Source organism: Serratia quinivorans (assembly GCF_052113645.1).
Taxonomy (GTDB): Bacteria; Pseudomonadota; Gammaproteobacteria; order Enterobacterales; family Enterobacteriaceae; genus Serratia; species Serratia quinivorans_B.
The window spans coordinates 371,415-397,467 of sequence record NZ_JBIEIU010000003.1; the positions used below are offsets into that span (position 1 = coordinate 371,415).

General features: G+C 51.0%; 24 protein-coding genes and 10 pseudogenes. 24 read left to right on the forward strand and 10 right to left on the reverse strand.

Annotation, left to right across the window (positions count from 1 at the left end):
* Positions 1–8 precede the first annotated feature (8 nt).
* From ACGS9J_RS09060 to ACGS9J_RS09070, 3 genes are all read right to left on the reverse strand, one after another.
* Positions 9–419, reverse strand: coding sequence for a GNAT family N-acetyltransferase (locus ACGS9J_RS09060; protein ID WP_442230595.1), 411 nt, complete (start codon positions 417–419; stop codon positions 9–11).
* 345 nt (positions 420–764) lie between these two features.
* Positions 765–1,688 carry an alpha/beta hydrolase-fold protein gene (locus ACGS9J_RS09065; protein WP_442230596.1) on the reverse strand — a complete coding sequence of 308 codons (924 nt, stop codon included), beginning with the start codon at positions 1,686–1,688 and terminating at the stop codon, positions 765–767.
* 207 nt (positions 1,689–1,895) lie between these two features.
* Positions 1,896–4,733, reverse strand: coding sequence for an autotransporter outer membrane beta-barrel domain-containing protein (locus ACGS9J_RS09070; protein WP_442230597.1), 2,838 nt, complete (start codon positions 4,731–4,733; stop codon positions 1,896–1,898).
* Between the two features lie 780 nt (positions 4,734–5,513).
* On the opposite strand from ACGS9J_RS09070, the pseudogene ACGS9J_RS09075 reads away from it, so the two are divergent.
* Positions 5,514–5,684: pseudogene (locus ACGS9J_RS09075) on the forward strand (IS4 family transposase); the annotation flags it as partial.
* A 44-nt stretch (positions 5,685–5,728) separates the two neighbouring features.
* Here the strand turns inward: ACGS9J_RS09075 and ompC are convergent.
* On the reverse strand, positions 5,729–6,886 hold the full coding sequence (gene ompC, locus ACGS9J_RS09080) for a porin OmpC (protein WP_442230598.1): 1,158 nt from the start codon (positions 6,884–6,886) through the stop codon (positions 5,729–5,731).
* A 460-nt stretch (positions 6,887–7,346) separates the two neighbouring features.
* Between ompC and ACGS9J_RS09085 the strand changes: the two genes are divergently transcribed.
* The 7 genes and pseudogenes from ACGS9J_RS09085 to ACGS9J_RS09115 all read left to right on the forward strand — a co-directional run bounded on the left by ACGS9J_RS09085 (position 7,347) and on the right by ACGS9J_RS09115 (position 13,276).
* On the forward strand, positions 7,347–7,496 hold the full coding sequence (locus ACGS9J_RS09085; RefSeq protein WP_442230599.1) for a hypothetical protein: 150 nt from the start codon (positions 7,347–7,349) through the stop codon (positions 7,494–7,496).
* A 16-nt stretch (positions 7,497–7,512) separates the two neighbouring features.
* Positions 7,513–7,764, forward strand: coding sequence for a hypothetical protein (locus ACGS9J_RS09090; RefSeq protein ID WP_442230600.1), 252 nt, complete (start codon positions 7,513–7,515; stop codon positions 7,762–7,764).
* 113 nt (positions 7,765–7,877) lie between these two features.
* A pseudogene (locus tag ACGS9J_RS09095) lies at positions 7,878–8,121 on the forward strand (TIGR03757 family integrating conjugative element protein); the annotation flags it as partial.
* Positions 8,121–8,219: pseudogene (locus ACGS9J_RS09100) on the forward strand (site-specific integrase); the annotation flags it as partial. The pseudogenes ACGS9J_RS09095 and ACGS9J_RS09100, both read left to right, overlap by 1 nt.
* Before the next feature lie 116 nt (positions 8,220–8,335).
* Positions 8,336–8,767, forward strand: coding sequence for a DcrB-related protein (locus ACGS9J_RS09105; RefSeq protein WP_442230601.1), 432 nt, complete (start codon positions 8,336–8,338; stop codon positions 8,765–8,767).
* Positions 8,768–8,799: 32 nt separating this feature from the next.
* Positions 8,800–13,026: an RHS repeat-associated core domain-containing protein gene (locus ACGS9J_RS09110; protein ID WP_442230602.1), complete on the forward strand. Its 4,227-nt coding sequence runs from the start codon at positions 8,800–8,802 to the stop codon at positions 13,024–13,026.
* Between the two features lies 1 nt (position 13,027).
* Positions 13,028–13,276, forward strand: a complete 249-nt coding sequence (locus ACGS9J_RS09115) for a DUF7660 family protein (RefSeq protein ID WP_442230603.1) — start codon at positions 13,028–13,030, stop codon at positions 13,274–13,276.
* Positions 13,277–13,329: 53 nt separating this feature from the next.
* Here the strand turns inward: ACGS9J_RS09115 and ACGS9J_RS09120 are convergent, their stop codons facing one another.
* Positions 13,330–13,542, reverse strand: a complete 213-nt coding sequence (locus tag ACGS9J_RS09120; protein WP_442230604.1) for a SymE family type I addiction module toxin — start codon at positions 13,540–13,542, stop codon at positions 13,330–13,332.
* 20 nt (positions 13,543–13,562) lie between these two features.
* On the opposite strand from ACGS9J_RS09120, the pseudogene ACGS9J_RS09125 reads away from it, so the two are divergent.
* A pseudogene (locus ACGS9J_RS09125) lies at positions 13,563–13,694 on the forward strand (RHS repeat-associated core domain-containing protein); the annotation flags it as partial.
* Between the two features lie 382 nt (positions 13,695–14,076).
* Complete coding sequence (locus ACGS9J_RS09130; RefSeq protein ID WP_442230605.1) at positions 14,077–14,544, forward strand: hypothetical protein; 468 nt, start codon at positions 14,077–14,079, stop codon at positions 14,542–14,544.
* Between the two features lie 118 nt (positions 14,545–14,662).
* Here the strand turns inward: ACGS9J_RS09130 and ACGS9J_RS09135 are convergent, their stop codons facing one another.
* Positions 14,663–14,779 (reverse strand): SymE family type I addiction module toxin, encoded by a 117-nt coding sequence (locus ACGS9J_RS09135; RefSeq protein ID WP_442230606.1) that lies wholly within the window; start codon positions 14,777–14,779, stop codon positions 14,663–14,665.
* Positions 14,780–14,800: 21 nt separating this feature from the next.
* Here ACGS9J_RS09135 and ACGS9J_RS09140 point away from each other — a divergent pair.
* From ACGS9J_RS09140 to ACGS9J_RS09200, 13 genes and pseudogenes are all read left to right on the forward strand, one after another.
* Positions 14,801–14,988, forward strand: a pseudogene (locus ACGS9J_RS09140) (RHS repeat-associated core domain-containing protein); the annotation flags it as partial.
* A gap of 230 nt (positions 14,989–15,218) precedes the next feature.
* Complete coding sequence (locus ACGS9J_RS09145) at positions 15,219–15,299, forward strand: hypothetical protein (protein WP_442230628.1); 81 nt, start codon at positions 15,219–15,221, stop codon at positions 15,297–15,299.
* A 90-nt stretch (positions 15,300–15,389) separates the two neighbouring features.
* Positions 15,390–15,797: an SMI1/KNR4 family protein gene (locus ACGS9J_RS09150; protein ID WP_442230607.1), complete on the forward strand. Its 408-nt coding sequence runs from the start codon at positions 15,390–15,392 to the stop codon at positions 15,795–15,797.
* A gap of 264 nt (positions 15,798–16,061) precedes the next feature.
* Positions 16,062–16,820, forward strand: a pseudogene (locus ACGS9J_RS09155) (RHS repeat-associated core domain-containing protein); the annotation flags it as partial.
* 8 nt (positions 16,821–16,828) lie between these two features.
* On the forward strand, positions 16,829–17,218 hold the full coding sequence (locus ACGS9J_RS09160) for a hypothetical protein (protein ID WP_442230608.1): 390 nt from the start codon (positions 16,829–16,831) through the stop codon (positions 17,216–17,218).
* A gap of 92 nt (positions 17,219–17,310) precedes the next feature.
* Complete coding sequence (locus tag ACGS9J_RS09165; RefSeq protein WP_442230609.1) at positions 17,311–17,658, forward strand: hypothetical protein; 348 nt, start codon at positions 17,311–17,313, stop codon at positions 17,656–17,658.
* 20 nt (positions 17,659–17,678) lie between these two features.
* Positions 17,679–18,056: a hypothetical protein gene (locus ACGS9J_RS09170; protein WP_442230610.1), complete on the forward strand. Its 378-nt coding sequence runs from the start codon at positions 17,679–17,681 to the stop codon at positions 18,054–18,056.
* 188 nt (positions 18,057–18,244) lie between these two features.
* Positions 18,245–18,550: a DUF7716 domain-containing protein gene (locus ACGS9J_RS09175; protein WP_442230611.1), complete on the forward strand. Its 306-nt coding sequence runs from the start codon at positions 18,245–18,247 to the stop codon at positions 18,548–18,550.
* 100 nt (positions 18,551–18,650) lie between these two features.
* Positions 18,651–18,914: pseudogene (locus tag ACGS9J_RS09180) on the forward strand (DUF1525 domain-containing protein); the annotation flags it as partial.
* Positions 18,915–18,934: 20 nt separating this feature from the next.
* A pseudogene (locus ACGS9J_RS09185) lies at positions 18,935–19,855 on the forward strand (RHS repeat-associated core domain-containing protein); the annotation flags it as partial.
* Between the two features lie 10 nt (positions 19,856–19,865).
* Positions 19,866–20,171 (forward strand): DUF7716 domain-containing protein, encoded by a 306-nt coding sequence (locus ACGS9J_RS09190; RefSeq protein ID WP_442230612.1) that lies wholly within the window; start codon positions 19,866–19,868, stop codon positions 20,169–20,171.
* A gap of 85 nt (positions 20,172–20,256) precedes the next feature.
* Positions 20,257–20,435, forward strand: a pseudogene (locus tag ACGS9J_RS09195) (TIGR03757 family integrating conjugative element protein); the annotation flags it as partial.
* Positions 20,431–20,549 (forward strand): annotated as a pseudogene (locus ACGS9J_RS09200) (IS3 family transposase); the annotation flags it as partial. The pseudogenes ACGS9J_RS09195 and ACGS9J_RS09200, both read left to right, overlap by 5 nt.
* Before the next feature lie 287 nt (positions 20,550–20,836).
* On the opposite strand, the gene ACGS9J_RS09205 reads toward ACGS9J_RS09200, so the two are convergent.
* The 4 genes from ACGS9J_RS09205 to ACGS9J_RS09220 form a co-directional block, all read right to left on the reverse strand.
* Complete coding sequence (locus ACGS9J_RS09205) at positions 20,837–21,610, reverse strand: FCD domain-containing protein (protein WP_442230613.1); 774 nt, start codon at positions 21,608–21,610, stop codon at positions 20,837–20,839.
* A gap of 128 nt (positions 21,611–21,738) precedes the next feature.
* Positions 21,739–22,056: a PTS sugar transporter subunit IIB gene (locus tag ACGS9J_RS09210; protein ID WP_442230614.1), complete on the reverse strand. Its 318-nt coding sequence runs from the start codon at positions 22,054–22,056 to the stop codon at positions 21,739–21,741.
* A 10-nt stretch (positions 22,057–22,066) separates the two neighbouring features.
* Entirely contained in the window at positions 22,067–23,494 is a 1,428-nt protein-coding gene (locus ACGS9J_RS09215; protein WP_442230615.1) for a glycoside hydrolase family 1 protein, read from the reverse strand.
* A gap of 8 nt (positions 23,495–23,502) precedes the next feature.
* Positions 23,503–24,825 (reverse strand): PTS sugar transporter subunit IIC, encoded by a 1,323-nt coding sequence (locus ACGS9J_RS09220; protein ID WP_442230616.1) that lies wholly within the window; start codon positions 24,823–24,825, stop codon positions 23,503–23,505.
* Positions 24,826–25,006: 181 nt separating this feature from the next.
* Here ACGS9J_RS09220 and ACGS9J_RS09225 point away from each other — a divergent pair, with 181 nt between their 5' ends.
* Entirely contained in the window at positions 25,007–25,330 is a 324-nt protein-coding gene (locus ACGS9J_RS09225; RefSeq protein ID WP_442230617.1) for a PTS lactose/cellobiose transporter subunit IIA, read from the forward strand.
* Positions 25,331–26,053: the final 723 nt, after the last annotated feature.

Below are 26,053 nucleotides of genomic sequence, written 5' to 3' on the forward strand. Positions count from 1 at the left end.
GAATTGGGTTAAATCTCTTTCGCCAGGTAGTGACGCGTATGCTGCTTGGCATAGTCGCCTAAGTTACCGTAAACCTGATAGCCCAATTTTTCATAAAAGCCCCGGGCCTGAAAGTCGAAAGTATCGACATAAGCCATGTGGCAACCGCGCTTCTTGGCTTCTTCTTCGGCCTGGACCATCAGTTGACGGCCATAGCCGCTTTTACGGTATGCGTCGCTAACCCAAAGATACTGCACCTCAAGCCCGCCCCACCAGGTTCTGGCAACCAGGCCGGCAACGATGTTGCCTTCGTCGTCGGTCACGGTCAGGAACAAGGGGTGGATATCTACGGGTTCGATTTTGGCGTTGTGGGCCCAAAGACTGTCAATGACAAACTCTTCGTCTTTCGGGTTCGGCTGGTCGGTAATATTGATATTCATCGTTATAATATAATTCCCTGTGATAATTATTGGTTGGTGAAATTAAGCTGATAGGCTTCCAACGGGTTTAACTATCATTTTTCATAATGTATTACAAGGGTGGTTTTCACCCGTTCCCGTGATGGGGCCAAGCGTTTATATTAGTGATGACAGGGCCAGAAAATAACGTAATACGCGGTAATAAATCGCTTTTGGTCCTGCTCAATCTCTCTATTCCTATTGTGCCTCACCAGGGCCCCATCCAGGAAATACATTAGCCATTCAGGCTCCACCGGTAGAGCAAGCTAACTTGCCAAAGGGGAGCCGCCATATTCAGCATCCCCTAAGAATCAGCCTTTCAGCACATTACTCTTTATCTACCGTCTCGCCTTTGGCCATACCCTCCAGAGCCGGGGTGATGGTTGCACCGAACATCGCCCCGTGGTCTAAGCCCGGCCATTCCCGGTAGTCAACGTCAAGCCCGTTCAGTGTCGCCAGCCGTTTGGTCAGGTCATGAGCCGCATCTGTGGGCAACGGAGTTTGCTTAATCATGGGCGGCGCTTCACGGCTTTTCTCTGCGCCACCGATCCACAGCTGCAGATGGGCGGACACAGGCGTGTGCCGCTCGATAACCTGTTGCGCTTCCTGCAGGATAAAACCTTTTCCCCACCATAGCGAAGGCTCTACCGCGATGTAATTTTGGAAGGCGGCGGGTTGAGTGAACAGGGTATGCAGAACGAAGAGGCCACCATAAGAGTGTCCCCACAGCGTTTGTTGCTGCGGATTGACGGCAACCTGCGCGGCAACCGCAGGTTTGACCTGGGTTTCAATCAACTTCAGGAAAGCGTCCGCGCCACCATTGGGCTGGGTTCCCACATTTTGTTGTGAAGCCGGTGTGTAGTCGTGGCTGCGACCTCGGGCGTCGATACGCAGATCGTTGTCATAACTGAGCAGCACCAAAACCGGCGGCTGTTTTTGCGTGGCAAGCTGGGCCAGTAAACGGGCATTCAACTCCATCAATACCGCGTTGCCGTCCAGAAAATAAATCACCGGATACCCGGCAGGCGGCGGGGCAATGCGCGGTTTCATTATGCGGATACGGTAACGGCGCTGACCGTCTGCGGAAGTGAGCCGCAGGTCGCTGAATTGATAATCAGGTGATGGGGTATCGGCAACGGTGACGCCAATTTTACGATCCAGATCGGGCCTGGCCTGCGCCAGGAAAGGGGAGCCAACGCTGATAATCAGCGTGATAACCAGGGTGAGAAAGCGACGATAAGACGATGGCATACTGGATTCGATTTATGAGGAAAACGCGATATTAGCATTATGCGGGGAAGCAAAAAAACCGTCTTTTGGTCAGGCTTTTTTGCCTGGAACGACCGGCTCTTACGATAGGCCGTAAAGTCTTTCTTTAGTAAGAAGCGTTGGCCGGAGGTGACTACCCTAATGGGAGGTTAATCTCCGGCCAACTCTGACATCAATCAGACGTCTATATTAGAAAAGGTATTTGACGCCGAGCACCGCCTGGGTGTCGCTGTAGCCATTATCCCCAATCTGTTGCCCAATATTTCCCCACAGATTCAGGTTATTACCGATCTGGCCTTCCACGCCTGTTTTGATCTCACCGATGTTACGCGTGCCGGCCATAGAGACTTTAGTGTCGTCCAGGGTCACGCCAAAGTTTTTACTGTTATAGAGCCAGTTGGCTTCCACAAAGGGTTGGAATGTCCGACCTTTACCTTCATCGATAGCGCTGTGCCCCTGGAGGTACGCCTTGGCCCCAAGACGAGTGCGGATGTTGTCTTGCCCATCCCCCTGCACGCGGGTGCCGTTGGACTCGGTATGCTCCCTGGCCTTCACGCCCATCCAGGTGACCTGAGCCTGAGGTTGCAGCCAGAAGGATCGGGTCATTCCCTGACGGCTTTGGGTTTCGCCCAGCAGGAAGCTGTAACCGCTGGTCAGGGACGCGGTAAACCCGCTGGATTTATATTTCTCGGCGCTGAGATTATCCCCATTCACCTCGTTATTAAACCAATGGTATTGCACCCAGCTGTCCAGATAAAAGCCGGATTTATTGGCCTCATTCGCATACCAGCTGCCGTAAACACCGGCGGAGTAACCATCAATGTTTCCGCGAGAGGCGTAGCCAGTAACCGATGAATGCGTATGACTCTTCTGGTTGGCATAGCCAGACATCACGCCGAGGTGGTAACGGTTGAGGCCATCGGTGGTCCACTGAGCAATATCCGCGCCCAACTGCACCACATAACGGTTGGCTTGGGTCTTGTTCTGACCATCGGCCATCTGACTGCGTTGATGTCCGCCCAGGTTGCGTAGCCACATGCTGGTCACTTTCTGCTTGCCGGTAAAGACGTCGGTGTACTGGGTTTCACCCAGACGATCGTGCAGCGAGAGGGCAAATAGCGTGTTGGCAGCCATCATGTTTGCAGCATAGCTGCCGGTTTCAGGGCGGAATATGTGCTCAGCGGGCTGGGTCGGATCCAGAGGGTTTCCAGGATCTACCGGTGTTACAGGCGGTTCCGGCGTCACGGCTTCTTCAAGGGGAACAGGGACAGGTTCAACCGGGGTTACCGGCCTGACCTGTATGCTGCTCAGATACCAGTTTTTATTTTTCTTCACCAGGTCGTAATCATAGGCACCGGCCGCGATACGGCCTGATTTGGTGAATACGCCGTCAGATTTCCCCCCGACGGAAATCAGCTCGATGCCTTCGATTGTTTGCGCACCGCTGCCGCCGGCCTTATTGACTTTAACGTTTGAGGTACCGGCAGAATCGCCGGTGATGATCAGCCTGTCGGTGGGGGATTTATCGTCACCGAGCTGGGTGTTGAAAATCAGCGTGCCATCGTTACCGGTGTAATTGTGGGTGGTCAGCATCTTAAACTGCCCGCTGGCAGGGGATGAGAAGGCAAGGGTGCCGGCATTGCTGATGGACTGCGACACCGTCGAATTATCGGTCACCGTCCACACTCCCCCATCACCGACGGTCATATTCGTGGCATTTTTGGCCGCCCCGGTCAGCGTGGTCTGCTCCAGGTTGACCGATATCAGGCTGTCAGGGCTGGCAATAATATCACCGCCGATTATCGAGTTTTTTGCACTGAAATTGATAACGGCATGCTTTCCTGGCGCGCTATCTACGGCGTTAATCAGAATGCCGCTGCCAGAGCGTGGAGCTGTCACATTGTCGAAAGTCACGCCCAGGCTGGCCCCGCTGGAACGAAGGGTATCACCCAGAGAAGAAATCAACGTGCTGTCAGTTATGCTGAGCGTGCTGCTCTCATCGGCACCTGACAGGCTGTCCCGGTTGGCAAAAATAACGGCGGCATTTTTCCCCTCCGTCTGGATCCGGGTACCGGTGACTCCCACCTGTCCGCCGTTATATATCCCCAGACCGTGAGCGATCTCTCCAGTGGTTTTTATACTCCCGCCAGTCAGAGTGATTTTCCCTTTGTTACCGGCTACGGCACCTGCCGAGTTGAACCCCTGTGTTTCTATGCTCAAATTAGTCGCAGATGCCGATGAATTCTCGTCTGCGGCACCCACTCCGTAACCCCGGTCACCAAGGGTTTTTATTGTGCCGTCGTTGATGACGACTTTACCGCTTTTATAGGCCACCGCGCCGTAGGAGTCTTTGCCGGTGGTTTCGGTATTGATATTAAAGGTCTCGATAGAGGCATTATTATCCTTGGCCAGGATCCCGACGCCTTCCGCCCCGGCCGTTTTTATGCTGCTATCACGAACGGTAACTTTGGCATTATTCAGCGCCACCACCGCTACTGCTTTGTCCCCGCCGATCTCGATGGCGGTCTTTTCAACTTCAGCGGATGATCCTGCATCTGCCGCACTAATACCGTGACTATTGGCGCCAGAAGTTTTGATGCTGCCGCCGCTGACCAGGAGTTTCCCGCTTTGGTCAACCACCGCGCCATAGGAGTCTTGTCCGGTCGTTTCTATGCCGACATCAGATGCCTTAATGAAACTGTCAGCATCCCTGACACTGATCCCATTGCTTTTCTCCCCCGCGGTTTTTATGCCGCCGCCGCTAAGGGTTATGGTCGCGGTTTTTTGAGCCGTGGCTCCATTTGAACTATTTCCCTTGGTTTCCACGGTGGTACCAATGGTGGTGATCGCCGCTTGGTCACTGAGCGCGACGAGCCCTGAGCTCATATTTCCAAGGGTAGTAATGCTGCCATCCGTCAGGGAAATGTGTGACTGGTTGGCGGCCACTGTCCCAAACTTATTATCTGCATCCTCAGTCAGTACGGTAATATTTTTCCCCATGACGCCACTGTCTTTGCCGGTGGTCATGATACCGGTGAACGTTTTGTTTTCTACGTAACTTGTTTTCCCATCATAAATAAAGAGCCTTTCTGCAAACGCATTGGTCAGGCCAAATGAAAAACACGAAGTGCCGAGTATTAAGGCCCCATTAATGGCGTAAGCCATCTTTTTAACTTTGAAGCTGCACATGGTATTAACGTCCCTTATGTTAATTTAAATATCATTCACGATTTATTTGTTTTTTGATATAAATATGCCGATGGAATGGGTAGGGTATATTAGGTTGATTGGGGGTTATGGTTTTTCTCTCGGCCTTTATCATTGCCAACATAGCTTAACTTCAAATGTGGGTAAAGCTTTTGGTCTTATTTTATAGGTAAAATATAGAGATCGTTAGTCTAATTTATGTTATTTGTTTTTTGAATTGGTTGCTTTGTAATGTGGTGTTTGCATTTTTTTGTTTTTCTGAGATATCGTATTTTATAAACTATTTTTATTTAAAACAATAAGTTGTGTTTTGTTGTCCTGATTGGGTCATGGATGGTGTGATTAACCGGGTGCGGTAAAATCACTTCCGTACTTTGTAGTGGAATAGATAAATGGCTTGGTGATAAATAGCCAGGGTAGCTTATGATATATTTTAACTGAATAATCCCAGGGTGTGTGGAAGAATATATAATATTATAGTGTGGGGTGTATGATAGACAGTAGCTCGCATTTTAGAGAGGGAGATGGGGCGGGAACCGAGCTAACTGCGCCGCGGATAATGACACCGATTTTTTCATGACCAGCCAGCGTACTCCTTCAGTACTGGGTAATGAGATATCTCAGAGGGCGATACCGAAAAGGTTGATGTACCTGTGGGGAAGTCTGGAGGAGAGGCACATAACTTAACGCCCCCGACCATCAAGACCGAGGGCGGTTAAGATCTCAAAGGCCCGTTATCCGGTTAATCGCTACACTTTACCGCTTCGATGAACGGCATTGCGACCTATGCCGGGCCTCAGTATTTCCCTGGTGTGCTAGAACTGATAGACGATGCCGAGTGCTACCACATTATCAGTATTAATGTTCGCGCTTCTCGTAAAGTCGTTTTCATCCATCAGGTTAATTTTGTAATCGACATAGGTAGACATATTTTTATTAAAGAAATAGGTCGCACCCAAATCGATAAAGTTGGTTAGCTTCTGATTGCCGTAATCTTTCTTGGCACCATTAGCTATACCGTTTCCCAGATCCTTGCCTTCGGTATAGTTCCACGCGATGAAAGGTTGAAGGCCAAAATCAAAGGTATAACCCGTGTACATTTCTACGCCTATCGCCTTGTTAGCATAACCGTAGGTATCGTTATTATCACTTGAGTTACCGAAACGAATCGCGTTGTAGGACTGCGTATAGTTTGCTGCAGCATAGTAACCATCGTTTTCATATTTAAGGCCGAAAGTATAGGCTTCTGCCTTGTCACCATTGCCCATAATATCGTTGTAGCGCCCCCCTTTTCCGCCACTGTTCTGATCATTGGTACGATCAGATTGGAAATAAGCACCGCCGACGCTAAAACCATAACCGACATCATAAGACAAAGACATACCATAACCATCGCCGTTCTGGCCTAGTACATCACGGCCACCTTTATTCTCGGTCGGATCGTCATTTTTACCCTGGTACTGAATGCCAAAATCCAGACCCTCTACCAAACCGAAAAAGTCTCTATTATGATAGGTTAAAACGCCGCTCGCACGTTGGAACATGAAGTTATCGGCACCAACAGTGCTACCGTCGAACTCGGGCTGCAAGTCAGTCCATGCCATAATGTCATAGATGATCCCCGAGTTACGTCCGTAATCTAACGAACCATAATCCCCGAATTTTAAACCGGCAAAGCCATAGCGAGTAAAGTTTTTGTTATCTTCGCTCTCGGTATGGTTTAGGTTGGCCTGATACTCCCATGTCCCATAACCGGTTAGCTGATCGGTAATCTGTGTTTCGCCTCTAAAGCCGCCTCGCACATATGATTTATCGCCATCAGCCCCATTATCATCAGAAAAATAATGTAAGCCATCCAATTTAAAGAATAAATCCAGTTTATTCCCATCCTGGTTGTAGATTTCGGCCGCGTTGGCTGAACCGGCTACAATCAGTAATGTGGGGATTACCACTGCCAATAACTTGCGTTTCATATGATATCCTTTGCATTAAACATGTTGTTTCCATTGCATTTTTTATGATTGGTGTATATTCCTACGAATATTAGTGAAACTTAATTCGTTAAATGCCGCTAAAGTCTCTCTAGATTAATTAGTGAGTAAAAGGGCAAAAGGTGCTTATTATGAAAAATCTTATAAATATTGACTTACATCACTGTTTTAATTCAAACAGGTAAACGTAACGGAATTGAACTATATACCAAGGGGAAAGTTAGCTATTGAAATTTAACCAGCACAAATTGTTAATTTATTTTCTATAGGCTTGTTCATTATAAATTCGCCACTGTTTGTTGTTATACTGTGTTAATTAAATGTGCAATTAGAAATGTTATTTGTGAAGTGTTTTTTAATGACCCTTGCCGGATTAGTAGTCCGGCTTTTTCTAATGCTTGTTTTCTTTCGCAGGAAGTTTGTTTTTATAAGGATTGATTATATGACGCGAATAATAATAGGTACCTTTGCACTTTGTTTGGTTAGTCCATGGTTAGGTGTTGCAGGGGGTTTGGTTGCTTGTGTTATTGCTATTATTCAAGATGAGATGGCGAAAAAAATAAATTTAAAAAATGAATTTTTAGAGAGATAACGTTCAATTTAATACTATGGAAAAGGATCTACCTAAAGTCGGTGGCCTCTTTGTCGATGAAGACTTTGTTAATAGAGCTGAGCACATCGAGACTGCACGTTATTATCTTGCTGAAACGCCTGACGAAGATGATGACATGGAAAATGAGTACAAAACATGGCTCGAATACCCTACATTAGGGCGATTATTGAGAATAAAAACGACCATAACCCAGCAGTTGGGGAAAATAGCTGTTGCAAGCGGTCGTATATTACCTCGAAAACGATGATTTTCAGGACTGAAAACCGAAAAACTTTTATAAACCAATAAAGACTTCTTTGCTGCCTTTCTGAACTCCCCGTAGCACCCTATGTGGATTATATCCATGCAGGAGTGCACGCCATGAAAATCAGCACATTGCTGACGTTGTTCCCTCTGCTGATGCCGGCATCGGTGCTTGCCGGCGCGGTTCTCTATACCGATTCCCCCCGAACAACAATGATGCCTCGGTATCTGTTATTTACCTCGATGGTCCAGAGCAGCAGCAGGCGCAGACGTTTGGTGAGCTGTCGTCGACCGAACGCCAGGCCAGGGCTGTACTGCAGTCACCACAATGACAGGCCATGAACAGGAGCTGATCACGGTCTAACGAAAGAGTGGGGTTTTAAGGTAAGCCCACATCGATTCCGACATACGCTGACGACCGAAATGATGAAGTCACCAGACCGTCATTTGATTATGGTGATTTTCCCGAGGTTTTATCGTGTTCACATTGCCGGATTACGGGTTTTCTTTTACGCTTTTCTTTTGCACTTTTCTTATGCGATGCTTAAGCCTTCGTTAAGCAAAGAGACCCTGCGATGCCTGATTTATCTCGTTGTGCCTTTACCGAAGGCAGCGTTGCCTTGCCGGAAGGCTATGCCGATCGCACCGTCAACGTGCTGTTGGCCGGCGATGACGTTTCCCCTTCGATCAATATTTCCCGCGATGCGTTGCAACCGGCGGAAGCCCTCGACGGCTACGTCAGCCGTCAGTTGGCAGCGCTGGGTCAAAGCCTGAAGGGCTGGGTGTTCAAAAGCCGCGAACCGGCGATGCTGGGCGGCGACCTGCTGGCCGGAGAATGGGTGCGCGCCAGCTATCTGCGTGACGGCAAACGCATCTGGCAAATCCAGGCGGTATTTGCGCTGGCGGATGGCCGGGTTCTGGTGTTTACCCTGGCGATGGCGCGCAAACTGACACCACAGGACGACGCACTGCTGCAGCACGTGCTGAACAGCTATCGGGCGGCCTGAATCATGATGACACTGCCTAAAAGGCACTTACGATGACCGAAGCGGCGCGCGTCGGCGATACCATCGGGCATTCGCACGCCTTGGCCGGGATGATCGCCGGCACCATCGTCGGCGGCCTGATCGCCGCCGCAGGCGCGGTGGCAGCTGGCGCGCTGTTCGTCGCCGGCCTGGCGGCATCCTGCGTAGGCGTGGGGGTGCTGTTGATCGGCGCCAGTCTGGCGGTGGGCTATCTCACCGGGGAGGTGGCCACTGCAGCGCGTGACGGCATTGCTGATGCCGGGGCCGGCAGCCTGACGCCGAAGGGCAAAATTGTCACCGGCTCACCCAACGTATTTATCAACGGTAAACCGGCGGCCATCGCCACCGTCAGCCAGGTGGCGTGCAGCGACGACGGCCCGAGCATGCAGATGGCGCAGGGCTCCGACAAGGTCAGCATCAACGCCCAGCCGGCTTCGCGGGTGGGGGATAAAACCAACTGCGACGCGCAGGTGATGGAAGGCTCGCCCAACGTATTCATCGGCGGTGGCACGGTGACCACGCTGCCGATTAAACCCGAAGTGCCGGACTGGTTGTACAAGGCTTCCGACCTGACGCTGCTGTTCGCCGGCCTGGTGGGCGGCGTGGGCGGTGCCGTCGGCAAGCTGGGCGCATTGGGCAAGATGCTCGGCAAGCTGCCCGGCATCAATAAGCTGGGGCGCATCGCCTGCCGCGCCGGCACGTTGATGACCGCCACCGCCGCGGCCGGCATCATAGCCCGGCCGGTGGATATCGTCAGCGGCCAAAAATTCCTCGACGGTGAGGACGAACTCGATTTCGAGCTGCCGTCTCGCCTGCCGGTGGCCTGGCAACGTTACTGGCGCAGCGGCAATCCTGGCGACAGCGTCCTGGGGCGTGGTTGGAGCCTGTTCTGGGAGAGCAGCCTGCAGACCTACCAGGACGGCCTGGTGTGGCGCGCGCCGTCCGGTGACTACATCTCATTCCCGATGGTACCCAAAGGCCATAAAACCTACTGCGAAGCCGAAAAGTGCTGGCTGATGCACAACGCCGACGGCAGTTGGCAGGTGTTCGATGTCAGCGAGCAGGCCTGGCACTACCCGGTGTTGAGTGATGAGCCGAGCCGGCTGCAGATGATGACTGACCTCACCGGCAACGCGATTTCCCTGTTCCACGACGACCACGGCCGGCTGAGCGAGTTGGTCGACAGCGCTGGCCAGCGACTGGCGTGCCGCTATCTGACCACCACCAATGGGCTGTCCCGCCTGAGTACGGTGCTGCTGTATACCCCGGACGGCGAGGTGCCGCTGGTCAGCTACGATTATGACGATGAAGGACAGCTGATCGCCGTGACCAATCGCGCCGGCGAAATCAGCCGACGCTTTACCTGGCGTGATGGACTCATGGCGAGCCATCAGGATCGTCAGGGTTTACTGAATGAATATTTGTGGCAAGAGATTGATGGATTACCCCGGGTGATTGCCTGGCGCCACAGTGCCGGTGAAGAACTGTCATTGCACTATGACTTTGCCGGCGGCGTGCGCCGGGTTGTGCGTGATGACGGCAAACAGGCACTGTGGCAGTTGGACGACAGCGACAACGTGGCACAGTTTACGGATTTTGACGGGCGCAAATCGGTGTTTATCTATGAGCGCGATGAGCTGTGCGGCGTGGTGCTCCCGGGCGGCGCGCAGCGCCAGAGCGAATGGGACCGTTACGGCCGCTTGCTGAACGAGACTGACCCGTTGGGGCGTACCACCACCTACCAGTATTCCCGCAACAGCGGCCGCCTGTTCTCAGTCACCGACCCGGACGGCAGCCAGGTGTTCCAGCACTGGGATACCCTGGGACGTCCGACGCAGCAGATTGATGCGCTGGGCAACACCACGCGTTACCAGTATTCCGACGGCGAAGAGAGCCTGCCGGAGACCATTATTGATGCGCAGGGCGGTGAGGTGAAGCTGGCATGGAACGCGCAAGGGTTATTGACGCGCTACACTGACTGCTCTGGCAGCGTGACCGCCTACGCCTATGACGCATTGGGTCAGTTGACGCACCGTACCGACGCGGAAGGAAACCTGACCCGTTATCGCTGGGATCGCGCCGGCCGGCTGGACAGGCTTCTCCATCCGGATGGTAGTGAAGAGCAGTTCGCCTGGAACACGCACGGACAGCTGATCCGGCACCAGGATCCGCTCGGCAGCGAGACGCACTGGCAGTACAACCTGCTGGGACAACCGGTCAGCGTGACGGACCGGATCAACCGCACGCGCCGATATCACTACAATTGCCGCGGCTGGCTGACTAACATCGAAAATGGCAACGGCGGGGAATATCACTTCAGTCATGATGCCGTTGGTCGGTTGACGGCCGAGCGCCGCCCGGACAATACCGATCATTTTTATCGTTATGGCCCCGATGGCCAACTGGCCGAACACCGGGAAACCGGCCCGTTGGACGCTTCGGCGCCGCCGGCTCAGCGCCTGCACCAATTCCGTTATGACGAAGCCGGTCAATTAGCCTGGCGCAGCAACGACAGCGCGGAATGGCAGTACCATTATGATGCCGTGGGCCGTATGAGTCGCCTTACGCGCACGCCGACCGTTGCCGGCACCGAGCTGGGCATCGAGCCGGACAGTGTGCAACTGCGCTACGACAAAGCCGGCAATCTGCTGGCCGAACAAGGGGTCAACGGCGAACTGCAGTACCAATGGGATGCGCTGGCCAACCTGCAAGCGCTGACGCTACCGCAGGGCGACCGGCTGCAGTGGCTGTACTATGGCTCCGGGCATGCCAGCGCCATCAAGTTCAATCAGCAACTGGTGAGCGAGTTCACCCGCGACCGCCTGCACCGGGAAACCGGCCGCACGCAGGGCGCGCTGCAGCAACATCGTCAGTACGATGCGCTGGGGCGCCGTAGTTGGCAAAGCAGTGCTTTCGGCCACGGGCAGATAACCAAACCGGAAGATGGCGTGTTGTGGCGGGTGTTCCGTTATACCGGCCGTGGTGAACTGGAGGGCGTCAGTGATGCGCTGCGCGGCGAGGCGCACTACGGGTATGACGCTGAAGGGCGCCTGCTGCAGCATCGGGAAAACCGCCTGGGCAAGGCCGGTAACCGTCTGGTGTATGACGGTGCCGATAACCTGCTGGGTTGGCGAAGCCCAAATGACGATGTCGACAGGCATTTACCACTGGCGCCGATCGCCGGCAATCGCCTGACGCACTGGCAACAGCTATTCTACCGTTACGACGCCTGGGGCAACCTGGTCAGCCGGCGGAACGGGATGTATGAACAGCATTACCGTTATGATGCCGATAACCGCCTGATACAGGCGCGCGGCCGTGGCCCAGAGGGCGAGTTCGACGCGCAGTATCACTACGATGCGCTGGGGCGCCGCACGCGCAAGATGGTCAGCTACAAAGGTAAAACAGCGGAAACGACGCGTTTTCTGTGGGAAGGCTACCGGCTGCTGCAGGAGCAGCGGGGCAACGGCACGCGCAGAACCTGGAGCTACGACCCTGCCAGTGCCTGGACGCCGCTGGCGACGCTCGAACAGGCGGGTGATGGCAAACAGGCAGATATCTACTGGCTGCATACCGACCTCAACAGCGCGCCGCTGGAAGTCACCGACATCGAAGGCAACCTGCGCTGGTCCGGCAACTACGACACCTTTGGCAAACTGCAGGGACAGACGGTCGCCGGCGTCGAACGTCGCAAAGGCGTGGTCTATGACCAGCCGCTGAGGTATGCCGGCCAGTACCAGGACGACGAAAGCGGGCTGCATTATAACCTGTTCCGTTACTATGAGCCGGAAGTAGGGCGCTTTACCACGCAGGACCCGATAGGGTTGGCGGGGGGGATGAACCTGTATGCTTATGTCAAAAATCCGCTGGGATGGATCGACCCGCTAGGGTTAGCCGGATGTAATGCCAATCCTAAAGATATTCACTACATGCAAAGCTCAATTAAAAACCAAACAGGAGCTCATACTGTTCTGGATAACGCTGCTGCATTAGCAAATGGAACACTTAAAGCTGCGGATCTCCCTGCTATTAAGATTTGGCGGGATGCTACAGGGAAAATATGGACTCTAGACCATCGAAGATTGGCCGCATTTAAAATAGCAGGTCTTGAAAGCGTACCAGTACAATGGGCTACAGCCAAAGAAGTTGCAGGCCAAATGTGGAAAATGACAACAAGAACTGAAGGTAAGAGCATCATTTTAAAATTAGGTGATGGAATTAAACAGATAATAGGTGGGTGAAATGAAAAGTGATTTATATCCTGTTGAAACTAGAGATGAGTTAATTAAATTGATTTTATCTTTGGCTTCGGAAGTGAAAAATAATCCTGGTGAGTGGGAGAATAATGATCTTCCATCCTTTTTAGAGGCGATGGCTTCATGGATGGAAGATATGGATGGTTTTTATGAGAATATGAATAAGCCATGCCCAGATAATGCTAGTTGGAGTGTTCTTGCTGACATATTAATGGCTGCTAGGATCTATGAATAACTAGAACAAGCCGGAATGATCATAAAAGATCTTCCGGCTTGTTTTACCTGTCATTATGCCAATATATCATTCTGCTGCACCCGAATGACCACCTTGCCAGGCATTACGCTGATCGCCAGCGGTTGTCTGGTCAGGCCGCACTGTGTCAACCAGTCTCCTGCCAGATACAGCTCACCGTTATCCCGTATCCAGTCCACGCCGATATGGGGGTGAGTCTCCACCTCCAATAATAACCGCTCAATCTCTCCCTCATTAGAAACTAACACTATTACCAGCCAATCCTGATTACGAACCGGAGGTAGGGTGCTTCACCACGCAGGATCCGATAGGGTTGAGTGGTGGATTGAACCTGTATCAATATGCGCCGAATCCACTGGGATGGATTGACCCGTTGGGGCTGGCTGCATGTAGTGTTTCTAAAGGTTTTTCTAGAAAAGATAAAATTACATAAAGGTGGGTTGATAAATTATCAGGTAAAAAACCTGCGGATGTTGATGCGTTCCTGACTAGCCGTGGTTGGACTAAACATTATCCTCAAGCAGGAAGACCCGATGCGATTCAACATACTCAATATGTACGTACTACTAAATCCGGGGCAACATATAAACTAGACTATCATCCAGGAGGAAATGCAAGTCAGCCGAATATTCATGGCAATGACTACTGGAAGGTTTATAGAGTCAAGAATGGTGAGGGTGTTGTCTTTGGAAGGATCGGTCATGGTGAATTTAAAAACTACGATCTAATAAAAGACTCTCCAGTATATATTGATGGCGCGTTAAGAAATGGTGGGTTTTAATATGATGGATTTTAATGCTGAAATAATATCTGGTTGTTCATTAGGCAATGTTAGCCTGAATGAAAACATATCTTCATATATAGATGAAATGTATTCTTTTTTTAATGTTGAGGTTAAGCAGTACTCTCTGCCTGATGGGAGTAAAAAGAATGCATATATACTAAATAAAACTATAACGATCGCAACTGATCATGACGGTTTAATTTTCTCAATTGGTTGCAATCAAGAATATAAAGGGAAATATAAAAATATATTACATACAGGGCAATCGATGAAAGAGGTTATTGCTCTAACTGAAAAACAACGTATATTTAATGGCTCAGTGATTATTGACGATGATTTTGGCTTCTCGCTTATATTGCCATCACCTTATGATGAAATCGGGGATAGCATCGAAAATATACCTAGCGATATGATATTTAAAGAAATATATGTTTCTGATTTTTCTTTATGGCGGTCAGGTCATTGAATGAGGCCGGATGTTAATCTCTTGGAGACAGCTAGCCATTAAGACGCGCTGAAGCAGTCGCCATAGATAAAATCCGGGAAGATCCCAAGAAGATCTTCCCGGTTATTTTTATCTATTATTACGCTAATATATTATCCTGCCTAATCTGAATCAACACCTTGCCGGGCATCACGCTGAACGCCAGCGGTTGCCCGGTCAGACCACACTGCGTTAGCCAATCCCCCGCCAGATACAACTCGCCGTTATCCCGTATGTCTACGAACAGCCGCTGAGGTATGCCGGCCAGTACCAGGATGACGAAAGCGGGCTACATTATAACCTGTTCCGTTACTATGAGCCGGAAGTAGGGCGCTTTACCACGCAGGACCCAATAGGGTGCGTGGTGGGTTGAACCTGTATCAGTATGCGCCGAATCCACTGGGATGGATTGACCCGCTAGGATTGGCTGTAGATCCTATAGCAAAATTGGAGGATCGGGGATTTAGTGGTGTTGCTAAGACACCTGCCGGAGGACTCGATTATTCAGGGAGTAATGCTCTGTATAATCTAAGGGAAGGAGTTAACCCCATTGTGAAAATTGAATATACAGGGGACTACCTTCAGGATTTCACTGCGGCTAATTTGGAAGCTGGGCTTAGCCAGAAAAAATACCGAGTGGTTATGTCTGGCATCATCTGGATGATTATAATCATGAGACAAATATAGGTACTATGCAGTTAGTAAAACAAAAAGCACACCAAGGTATCCCTATGTAGGGGGGTAAGTCAGTATAAGGCGGCAACTGGAAAAGCATACACCTTCCCTGCGAGAAATCGCGTCCGTAAACCTGTTGGAGGAAACTGTTAATGTATCTCTCAGACTCGGAGAAAGCGCTGTCAGTAGAGGAGATGGATTCCTTTAATGCGCTTTTTAATAATGATTTGCCTGATTCTTTTAAAGATTTTTTTCTCAAGGATAATGGTGGTTATCCCATTGATAACGAAGAGGGAAATATCTTCATGTTAGGTGGTTTTAACCCAATAAAGTATGGTGACTTGCCGATTGAGGTAATTTATCAAGATCTTACGGAGTCCTTTGCTGAACTAAAGGATATGGTGCCGTTTGCTTATGATGAGGGTGGGAACAGTTTTCTCTTGTCGCTTAAGAAAGAAGATGATTCATTTGGCAGGGTTTTTGTATTTTTAATGGATGAAAAGGAACTAGAGGAAGTGGCTGATTCCTTTTCTGATTTTATTGGTGAGTTGTTTACGTAGAAACCACGGATGCTGGTAAATACTAATTGAATGAGCGTAAGTGTGGGGGGAAGGACGGTGTACAAAAAGAATGGGGAAAAGCGTTCCAAAGAACTGAGCGATTGGGTTTGAGTATCCGGTCAAATTTGTTGAAATGGAAGGGAGAGGGTTTCTGAATGATAAAAGGTTGCGACAAATGAATAAAGTCCTGCAACCTGCCCTTGACGGTTTTACAAGTTATGAACAACTCGTTGATCGGTGTCTCCTGGTTCATCTGGCAGCCCAAGCCGGTGGACTCCGCTGGCGGTGCTCGAACAGGCGGGTGATGGCAAACAGGCAGATATCTACTGGCTGCATACCGACCTCAACAGCGCACCACTGGAAGTCACCGACATCGAGGGTAACCTGCGCTGGTCCGGCAACTACGACACCTTCGGTAAGCTAATCGGCCAGACGGTGGCGGGCGCCGAACGTCGCAAAGGCGCGCTCTACGCTCAGCCGCTGCGTTATGCTGGGCAGTACCAGGATGACGAAAGCGGGCTGCATTATAACCAGTTCCGTTACTATGAGCCGGAAGTAGGGCGCTTTACCACGCAGGATCCGATTGGGCTGCGTGGTGGGTTGAATCTTTATCAGTATGCGCCGAATCCGTTGTGATGGACTGACCCGTTGGGCCTTTCAAGATATCCGGGTGTTGATTTCTCCGGTAGTGATGCCCTATATCCAGATGGCGTCAGCATAGTCAAAATTAAGCTAACAGGGGGACGGTATGGAGACTTCAAAGCAGCAAATCAAATCGCTGGTTTTGAGAATGCCTCCGGGAATATTACGGGAAGGTCTCACCCAACGGATTATACTTGGCACCATCTTGATGATTATGATCCCAAAACGAATACATCTACGATGCAACTGGTGAAGACGGCAGCGCATGAAGAGTCTTTCCCTCACTCAGGGTCTGTTAGTCAGTTTGAGAAGCATCATGGTGTGAAATACGAAACACCTGAGGCAAAGAAAGTTGCAAAATCATTTACTTGTGAAAAGTAGGAAAAGTGATGAGTAAAGATACATTGGACTTTTATGAAGATGATGAAGGAATGGTGGCACAGGCCGTTCTGGAGGGGTTTGGTTCTAACGAGGTTGACATCATATATCTCGAATCTGACGAGGTAGATCAACAGTTAGAGGACTCCGTTGATTTTTTACGGGGGCATCAAAATGAGATGAGCAAGTCCGTAAAAACGGCAATTAAAGCGTATATCAAGGATATCTATCATTCAGACTCTACAGGTTTGGAATTAATGAAAGTTTATGTATTCCCCGGGGAGCATGAAGAATTTGGGTTGCTGTTCAGGTGGGAGGGAGATACTGAGCATGGAGTGGGCGCTCGCTTGACTGGTCTTAACGTCGTTAAGGTTGGTTCTGCAGAGGTTGCTTTTGTTTAGATAAGCCTTTGAGGTCTCTCTACCAGAATATGAGGATTTTTCCGGAGTTTTACGGTTTTGTCGTTTTCTCTGAACAGGCGTTGCTGTCCTTCATGAAAGTGAACGGTATAGGAAAGGATTTGCTCACCTTTATGACGACTAATGATGCGGCAGACAAGTTGACCGAAGCGGGGGTCATTGTCCCTATTTTTGACGTGCCTGAGGGCTTGTATGAGGTGTCTCTGAAGTGCTCAAAACCTGCAGAGAACATCTCCAAACTTGGGGTGTTCAAGTCAGACGGCAAATTGAGCATCTGTGGTATGGGATACTTGGCGGATTTTGACGTAGAAGCCTTGCGTAACAGAGAAAAAATCCAAGACTTTACGGTCACTCAGGGAGTATTTGTGTTGTACTGTGACATTGATGAATCCAATGAGAAAGTTTCATTAATTTTGGATTAGTTAAGGTACTAATGAGCCCGATGAAATTCAATGTACTGGTATGTTACGAAGAGGACGATGTGCTCACTGTTGCTCTGGGCGATAATGAGCAGTCACCTGAGAATTATCTAATCATTACTCGGTTGGATGATGAAGATAATGACTCAATTGATGAGGGGATCGGCCTGCAGACATCACAGTCCGTTTATGAAGCATCAGCAGTGATCGAGAAAGTGATTTTGCATTCTGACCGTTTAGAGGTGGTTATCACGCCTGATTCACACGAGCATTTCGGTTGCTCGAGGCTCGAAGGTGTGTTCTCTGAAACGGTGCGTAATACGCCTGAAAAAATTGCTCTGTTGCGAAAGTATCTTGAAGCAATTTTCAACGGTAGTAAGACGACCCTCATTCTTTCATGATATTAAAATTTTCATAATCCAATAAAGACTTCTTTGCTGCCTTTCTAAGCTCGTCGCACACCATGAAAACCCCCATCGTACTTACGTTGGGCAGATTTTAATGATCATAAAATTTACCATCCGGATGGGACTGGTGGCCGTAATAAATGGGGCGGCGGGACATCCTGCAGAAAATGGCGGAGGTTTAAATGATTGTTATTAATGGGTTTAATGAGTTGCTTCAAATGAAGGATGGCTTGCCTGATGTAGGTTGGCTGTATGTCGCTCCATCGTTCAGCCTTTCTTCTGAAGAGGATATAGTCAACGGTAGTTATTATATTGCTGAAAACGAAGACGAAGAAATGGATTTTGAAGATAACTACGGCACTTTCCTTGAAGCGCCGATCTTTAAGGCGATTATTGACAATAAATTAGAGCACAGTCCTGCTTCTGGAAGTGTAGAACTTCTTGAAGCGGTCCGTTATTACATCGAAAACGATGATTTCCAGGACTGAACATCGAAAAACTTTCATAATCGAATAAAGACTTCTTTGCTGCCTTTCTGACCACGTCATAGCACCCTGTGTGGATCCTATCCATGCAGGAGTGCACGCCATGAAAATCAGCACGTTGCTGACGTTGTTCCCTCTGCTGATGCCGGCATCGGTGCTTGCCGGTACGGTTCTCTATACCGATTCTCACCATCCCCCGAGTAACGTCGATGCATCGGTATCCGTTATTTATCTCGATGGCCCGGAGCAGCTGCAGGCGCAGACGTTTGGTGAGCTGTCGTCGAACCCGGATGAAGCCGAACGCCAGGCCAGGGCCGTACTGCAGTCACCGCAGTGGCAGGCTCATGAACAGGAGCTGGCCACGGTCTAACGAAAGAGTGCGGTTAGTACGATGCGCTGGGGCGCCACACGCGCAAGACGGTCAGCTACAAAGGTAAAACAGCGGAAACGACGCGTTTTCTGTGGGAAGGCTACCGGCTGCTGCAGGAGCAGCGGGACAACGGCACGCGCAGAACCTGGAGCTACGACCCTGCCAGTGCGTGGACGCCGCTGGCGGCGCTCGAACAGGCGGGTGATGGCAAATAGGCAGATATCTACTGGCTGCATACCGACCTCAACAGCGCACCGCTGGAAGTCACCGACATCGAAGGTAACCTGCGCTGGTCCGGCAACTACGACACCTTCGGTAAGCTAATCGGCCAGACGGTCGCCGGCGTCGAACGTCGCAATGGCGTGGTCTATGACCAGCCGCTGAGGTATGCCGGCCAGTATCAGGACGACGAAAGCGGTCTGCACTATAATCTGTTCCGTTACTATGAGCCGGAAGTAGGGCGCTTTACCACGCAGGATCCGATTGGGCTGCGTGGTGGGTTGAATCTTTATCTGTATGCGCCGAATCCGTTGGGATGGACTGACCCGTTGGGGCTATACCGCGGGGAGGGTGAACGTGGTTTAGGGAAGTACCATGTGTTCCATGAACATACTTTGGACTCTTCAGAGTATACTATGACAGATAAAGAGCACTTTAGCCGTGCAAACGAGTCGGTTTATCATCGCTTGCAAACGGATCCTGAGTTTAAGAGAACGATGCAAACTAAGTATCCTGGTGTAGTGACGCATGTACAGCCAAGTAGTAAGGGGAACTTCCGGGGATCATCACCTCCTGAAATGACTTGGCATCACGGTGATGTTCCAGGTTCTCTGCAACTGGTTGATCGCCCTGACCATCGTGATTATCACAAGATTTATCACCCAGATGGTTTAGGTGGACGTAACAAATGGGGTGGCGGCACGAGCTGTAGACGATGAGGAGAATAATATGAAGGTAATTAAAGGTTTTTCTGGGCTTTTAAAAGAATATGACGCTTTACCTGAGACAGGATGGATCTTTATTGATGATGATGTTGATACGAATTTAAAGTCAGATTTGCAAAAACAGAATTACTATTTGCCCGAAAATGATGACGAAGAATTTGAGATGGAAGAGGAAAGGTCCACATTCCTTGAGGCCCCTACCTTCAAAGATATTGTCATCAACAAAAGAAACCACAATCAGCAAGCAACAGAGGATGAGATGCTTGATGCCGTCATCTATTACCTCGAAAACGATGATTTTCAAGACTGAAAACCGAAAAACTTTTATAAACCAATAAAGACTTCTTTGCTGCCTTTCACCCTGTGTGGATCCTATCCATGCAGGAGTGCACGCCATGAAAATCAGCACGTTGCTGACGTTGTTCCCTCTGCTGATGCCGGCATCGGTGCTTGCCGGCGCGGTTCTCTATACCGATTCCCCCCGAACAACAATGATGCCTCGGTGGCTGTTATTTACCTCGATGACCCAGAGCAGCTGCAGGCGCAGACGTTTGGAGTGCTGTCGTCGAACCCGGGCTCTGGCCCAAGCCGATATCTTCGATTACATTGAAGTGTTCTACAACCGGGCCAGCGCCACAGTCATCTTGGCGGCGTCAGCCCGGAGGCCTTTGAACAGGCCTCGTCGTGAGGACAGAAAATGTCTACTGTCGTGGGGGCACTTCAAATTTAATAGAAAAAGCTCATTGCTGTGGGTGGCGCAGAAGGCGGGAAGGGAGGTTTATCGCGAACCTCAAACGCGGCTTATCCGGCAACTCAGCATGCTTAATTACCTAGGCGACCATGATCTCGAAAGCAATCAGCTCACCTACGCCGTATATTGTTTCATGCTGCTCGTCTGTTTCACCGCTGTTTCTTCATCTGTTCATGAGAACGCGATAGCGATCTGCAACACCCTGTGTTGGTCTGCTTGACTTATCACACCAATTTTCCCTGGAAGATCGGTATCGACTCAAATAGGTAGCCGTCGAACTCCGGCGCATCGACGTCGGACAGCTCCATCAGCGTTCCCTTGATGTTTTCCATGTGTTGCCACATGGCCTGATACGATCCCATCACGTCGCGACGGCGCAGCGCCGCCAGAATGCTCTGGTGATCGGCCAGCCATTTCAGCCGATAGCCTTTAGTGGCAATGCGGCTGTGTAACTGCTGCCAAAGCGGGCTGGCATCCCGCCGCTGCCAGATGCTTTTTACCGTATCCAGTAGCATCTGATTCTGCGTCGCGCCGGCGATCAGTAAATGGAACATTTTGTCATTATCGCCGCTTTCGTCATTGGCAATGATGGCGCGTTGCTCCTGTTCCAGCGTGCGCCGCAAATTTTCGATATCGGCCTTGGTGGCCATTTTGGCGGCAAACGCCGCAATATTGCTTTCCAGCAGTTGTCGCGCCTGGAGCATTTCGAACGGCCCGACTTCGCTTTGCAGCAGCGGATCGTCATCTTCCGCCGCTTCGCTCGGAATACGCATCACGTAGACCCCCGAACTTTGCCGAATATCCACCGTTCCTTCCAATTCAAGCATCAGCAGCGCTTCGCGAACGATAGTGCGGCTGACGCCGTAGGTTTCGGCAATGTTGCGCTCGGGCGGCAGCCGCGTGCCGATAGCAAAATGGCCCTGCTGAATTTTCTGCCGAAGGTCCCGTCCAATCTCCTGATACTGCTTTTTTTCCTGCGGAATCACGACTTTGTCCACCGTTTCACTCTGAAAGACGCTTGGCCCATGCCATACTTTGTCTGCAACAGGCTTTTAGCCCTGAAAAGTTCGTTCCAACGGCTGGCGGGTGATGGAGTCATCCGCCAGCCGTTGGAACGACAGCGACGCTAGTCTATCAAATCCAACGCCTGATCGAGTACTTTTGCGCCGTTTAACGTGCCATAAGCCACAGAATCAATCACCGCGATAGGGATCCTGTGTTCGTCGGTGAGCTTTTTGTTTTCCGTCAGCTTGAAGCGCACTTGCGGCCCCAGCAGCACCGCGATGATGTCGTTGCCGTAACTTTGCAGCTCATCGCGCAGATTCTGTTCAGGGATGGCGTAGATCTGCAACGCCAGCCCGCGCGCTGTTGCTTCTTTTTCCATTTTGGTGACCACCAGCGAGGTGGACATGCCCGCCGAGCAGGCCAGAACGATTCGTTTCATCAGCAAGTCCTTATTTGTTTTCGTCGTCAAGCGTCAGAAGCAGCTGCCGGCTGTCGCTCAGAGCGCGGAACCAGCGCGCTGATTTTTTTTGCCGCCGGTTGCGCCGGTTGTCCAGATCGATCTCAATCAGGCCGTAACGGTTCTTGAAGGCGTTCATCGGCGACAGATTGTCGGTAAATGCCCACAGCATATAACCTCGGCAGTTCACCCCGGCTTCCACCGCTTTCAACGCCCAATAGAGATGCTCGCGGATGAACTCGATGCGGTAGTCATCCTGAATTTCCCCCGTAGCGTTTTTAAACTGCGCCTCGTCCTCAACGCCCATGCCGTTCTCGGCAATGAACCATGGAATGTTGCCGTACTCGTCGCGCATGCGCAGGCCCATGTCATAAACGATTTTCGGCAAGATTTCCCAGCCGCGCGATTTATTCATCCGCCGCCCCGGAAGTTCAAAATGCTCGTAGTACATCGCAGGATGGAACGGCGTTGCGCTATGCCATGCGCGGCTCGGCGCCTTGACCCGGTGCGGGTAATAGAGGTTGATGCCCACTTCGTCGACGGTGTTGTCGCGGATCAACGCCATTTCTTCCGGTGTCCAGGCGAAATTCACCTCATGCTTTTTCAGCAGCGCCAGCAGTTCCACCGGATATTCTCCTTTGATCGCCGGGTCGAGAAAAACCCGGTTGTAGAACAAATCATACAGCTCGGCGGCACGCCGATCGTGCGGTGCGCTGGAGCGGGGATAAGTCACCTCCGGGTTAAGTATCACTCCGATGCTGCCGGCGCATTTCATCTGGCGAAACAGCTGCACCACCGAGGCGGTCGCCAGATTTTTATGGTGATTCCACTGCATCCATTTGGTGGTATTTTGCTCGTACGGCCAGCGGATAGCGTCAAGATAAACCCGCGTCTGCACCACCACCGGTTCATTGAAGGTGAACCAGCGCGTCACCTTGGCACCGAAGCGCTCGAACACCCGGCGGGCATACAGCACGAACAGTTCAACGACGCGCTTGGCGTTCCAGCCGCCGTATTTTTCCAGCAGGCAGCCCGGCAGCTCATAGTGTTCCAGGCACAGCATAGGCTCGATGCCCTGGCGTTTCATTTCGTCCAGCAAGGCGTCGATATAAGCGGCGTAATCTTCATCCACCACGCCCAGCTCATAATCGGTAAGAAAGCGCGCCCAGTTGATCGACGTGCGGTAGTGGCTGACGCCGCTTTGCTTCATCAAAGCCACGTCTTCAGGGTAGCGGTTGATAAAATCGGTGGCGACCGATGGGCCATAGCCGTTATGCCAAACGTGGCGATCGTGCCGATACCATAAATCAAGGTAAGAATCTTGCCCCTGCTTTTTACCGCTCCAACCCTCGGTCTGCCAGGCGGAAGCCGCCGCGCCGAGAATGAAATCCCTGGGTATCTCGATTGAAACCTGACTCATTACTGACCTCATGCATTCTGTATAACGGATTGTTCAGCCTGTGCGGCACGGCGTGCGGCGACTTTGACGAACGGCAGGTAAATCAGCGTGGCAACCACGATGCAAATTAATTGGGTGACCACCGCGCCCATCGAACCGGCGGTCGACAGCCAGGCGTTGATGATCGGCGGCGTCGTCCACGGCACCATCACCACCGCTTTACCGGCAAAGCCGATGCTGGTGGCGAAATAACCGATGGTACCGGTAATCAGCGGCGTGATGATGAACGGGATCGCCAAGATAGGGTTGAGCATGATGGGCATGCCGAAGATCACCGGTTCGTTGATGTTGAAGAAGCTCGGCCCGAGCGACAGCTTGCCGATTTCTCGCATCTCCTTGCGCTTGGTGGCGATCATCACCGCAAACAGCAGCCCCAGCGTGATGCCGGATCCGCCGATGCTCATATAAACATCCCAGAACGGCATGGTGATGATGTTGGGGATGTCCTTGCCCTGCTCAAAGGCGGTCATATTGACCATAATGGCCCCCAGCAGCAGTGGCTCGCGGATCGGTTTTACCATCTGATTGCCGTGAATGCCGATGACCCAGAACAACTGCGCCACGAACATCAGGATCAGGATGCCCGGCAGACTTTGCACCACCGTTTCCAGTGGCTGCTGCACCACCTGGTATACCGCGTCATACAGATAAATGCCGGTGAGGCGATGGAAGACAAAGCCAAAAATTGCGATTGCCACCACGGTGATGATCGCCGGGATCAGTGCTGAAAAAGATGCAGACACGTTAGGCGGAACGCTTTCCGGCATTTTGATTTTTAGCCGGTCGAGTGTTTCCAGTTTGGAATATATCTCCACCGACAAAATGGCGATAAACATGCCGAGGAACAGGCTGCGGGTATCCGAAAACTGTTTTGCCAGTACGTCTTTCACCAGCTGCATCTGGTTGTTGACCATCAGTTCGACGGTGGTCGGCGTGACCGAGATAAAACAGATCACCGCCAGCAGGCCGGGGAACAATGATCGCGACCCGTTAATCTTGCCCAATTCGATGCCGATCAGGAATACCGCGCCAATGTTGAGAAAGCTCAGCGTGGCGTAGTTGATGCTGCTCATGATCGGCTTGAGATCCGCAAGGAACGAAAACATGGCGAAGCTCGCCAGGCCATTCTTGGGATCCATCACCATATTGGAAATCAGCACCGAAAACGCGCCGACGATGATCACCGGCATCAACGTGATGAACGACGCCTTGATGGCCATAATATATCTGTAACTGTTGAACGTATTGGCGAAGGCTCCCAGAGAGTCTATTAGCCGGTCCCGAAATGACATGACACCACCTCTTGTTGTGTTGTGCTTGCTTAGTCGACCAATTCGCGTACCGCCGCTTCGTGATTTGGCATACCAAAAAATAGGCTAATTAGAGTATTTTTCTGTGATCTTTCTCTCACAAGAGAGTATTGGAATTCCAATATGATAAAAAAACCAATATTGGCATACCAATGAGGCAATAATGTCATTCGATCTGGAACAAACGTTAATGGAGCTGCTGATTAATGCCGGTGAAGCGCGATCCCACTCGATGTCTGCCATTCAGGCGGCCCGACAAGGGCAATGGCAGCAGGCGCACGCAGCATTGGAAGCGTCACAGGTTGCCGCACGTGAAGCGCATAAAGTGCAAACACTGTTGATTGGCTTGGATGAAGGGGTGGGCAAGATCCCGGTAAACCTGATCATGGTGCATGCACAGGATCATCTGATGACAGCCATGCTATGTCACGATCTGGCTAAGGAAATCGTACTGCTGCGGCAGGAGATTTTCTCCAACGGCATATAACTATCTCGTAGGCCGTGTACTGGTGACTGTGGTGGGCTGGCCCCCCAGCTTAAAGGCATCAGTACGGCGGCTACCGCACTAATTATTGAAAAGGCTAATGCGGGCATTGAGCTCCTTACTTCATTTTGTGCCCCTTGCCCCACAAACATTAGGAAAAACAATGGCCAAGACAGCCAGCATCAATGTTGGTGACCGAGATGATTGAAAGTATCCTGAATGCACTTTTTCACTGACTAGCAAACGAATTGATGATCTCAGTATGTGAAGAAAATGCCAGTCATGCTTTGACATAGCGGTGTACTAATCAACGGGGAGCAGGTCAGGCTAGTATAGTGTCATTTAAAGAGGAGCCTGATTATAAATATCGAGTGTGAAAATGCGGAATACACTGCGATATCAACCTGCTGGTTCCTTTGTTCCGCCCGTTAAAGGGTGTACCTCTAACCAGCGTGATTTCATGCAGAATTAGTGGTGCCCGGACTCGGGCAACTGGCGCTTGCGCCGGGTTGAACAACGCTTCAGCGTTGGCCCGCAGGGTGAGGCCTTTAGGCCGAATAATCGAACTTGTTCGATGGAGAGTCCTATCCCCGAAAAGCAAAAAACCCGCCATAGGCGGGTTCTTCTAAATATGGTGCCCGGACTCGGACAACTGGCGCTTGCGCCGGGTTGAACAACGCTTCAGCGTTGGCCCGCAGGGTGAGGCCTTTAGGCCGAATAATCGAA

Coding starts and splice junctions, on each gene's coding strand:
- ACGS9J_RS09210 (WP_442230614.1), bottom strand. CDS start 22,056: ATGAAACGAATCGTTCTGGCCTGCTCGGCGGGCATGTCCACCTCGCTG.
- ACGS9J_RS09165 (WP_442230609.1), top strand. CDS start 17,311: ATGAAAGTGAACGGTATAGGAAAGGATTTGCTCACCTTTATGACGACT.
- ACGS9J_RS09060 (WP_442230595.1), bottom strand. CDS start 419: ATGAATATCAATATTACCGACCAGCCGAACCCGAAAGACGAAGAGTTT.
- ACGS9J_RS09115 (WP_442230603.1), top strand. CDS start 13,028: ATGAAAAGTGATTTATATCCTGTTGAAACTAGAGATGAGTTAATTAAA.
- ACGS9J_RS09130 (WP_442230605.1), top strand. CDS start 14,077: ATGATGGATTTTAATGCTGAAATAATATCTGGTTGTTCATTAGGCAAT.
- ompC (WP_442230598.1), bottom strand. CDS start 6,886: ATGAAACGCAAGTTATTGGCAGTGGTAATCCCCACATTACTGATTGTA.
- ACGS9J_RS09175 (WP_442230611.1), top strand. CDS start 18,245: ATGATTGTTATTAATGGGTTTAATGAGTTGCTTCAAATGAAGGATGGC.
- ACGS9J_RS09160 (WP_442230608.1), top strand. CDS start 16,829: ATGAGTAAAGATACATTGGACTTTTATGAAGATGATGAAGGAATGGTG.
- ACGS9J_RS09085 (WP_442230599.1), top strand. CDS start 7,347: ATGACGCGAATAATAATAGGTACCTTTGCACTTTGTTTGGTTAGTCCA.
- ACGS9J_RS09150 (WP_442230607.1), top strand. CDS start 15,390: ATGTATCTCTCAGACTCGGAGAAAGCGCTGTCAGTAGAGGAGATGGAT.
- ACGS9J_RS09065 (WP_442230596.1), bottom strand. CDS start 1,688: ATGCCATCGTCTTATCGTCGCTTTCTCACCCTGGTTATCACGCTGATT.
- ACGS9J_RS09220 (WP_442230616.1), bottom strand. CDS start 24,825: ATGTCATTTCGGGACCGGCTAATAGACTCTCTGGGAGCCTTCGCCAAT.
- ACGS9J_RS09070 (WP_442230597.1), bottom strand. CDS start 4,733: ATGACCACCGGCAAAGACAGTGGCGTCATGGGGAAAAATATTACCGTA.
- ACGS9J_RS09225 (WP_442230617.1), top strand. CDS start 25,007: ATGTCATTCGATCTGGAACAAACGTTAATGGAGCTGCTGATTAATGCC.
- ACGS9J_RS09110 (WP_442230602.1), top strand. CDS start 8,800: ATGACCGAAGCGGCGCGCGTCGGCGATACCATCGGGCATTCGCACGCC.
- ACGS9J_RS09215 (WP_442230615.1), bottom strand. CDS start 23,494: ATGAGTCAGGTTTCAATCGAGATACCCAGGGATTTCATTCTCGGCGCG.
- ACGS9J_RS09105 (WP_442230601.1), top strand. CDS start 8,336: ATGCCTGATTTATCTCGTTGTGCCTTTACCGAAGGCAGCGTTGCCTTG.
- ACGS9J_RS09090 (WP_442230600.1), top strand. CDS start 7,513: ATGGAAAAGGATCTACCTAAAGTCGGTGGCCTCTTTGTCGATGAAGAC.
- ACGS9J_RS09190 (WP_442230612.1), top strand. CDS start 19,866: ATGAAGGTAATTAAAGGTTTTTCTGGGCTTTTAAAAGAATATGACGCT.
- ACGS9J_RS09170 (WP_442230610.1), top strand. CDS start 17,679: ATGAAATTCAATGTACTGGTATGTTACGAAGAGGACGATGTGCTCACT.